The 240-nt window shown below is 45.8% G+C and carries 1 protein-coding gene; it reads right to left on the minus strand.

Annotated features, from left to right (window positions below; all coding sequences use genetic code 11):
• On the minus strand, window positions 1–240 hold a 240-nt coding region (locus R2R70_RS22840; RefSeq protein WP_410979323.1), incomplete at both ends, for a phage portal protein.

Raw genomic sequence — 240 nt, forward strand, 5'->3', positions numbered from 1 at the left:
TCCAACAGGCCAACGGCGGCATGCTGTTTCTGTATTCGGCTTCCTCTGCCTCAATACGCTTCAATTCCGCTTCTACATCATCTACCCACGGATGATTTGCAATACGTGTTTCACGGCTTAAATCTGTGCTCTGATTCGCCATTTGAACCTGCTCAAGCTCGTTTGTCATTCGAGAGCGGTTAAAAGTCATCTGTAAGAGCGTGGGATCGTATTCTCCTTGACCTGTCATTTTTAGATATT

Origin of the sequence: Cobetia sp. SIMBA_158 (assembly GCF_046566945.1) — a bacterium.
Classification (GTDB): Bacteria; Pseudomonadota; Gammaproteobacteria; order Pseudomonadales; family Halomonadaceae; genus Cobetia; species Cobetia amphilecti.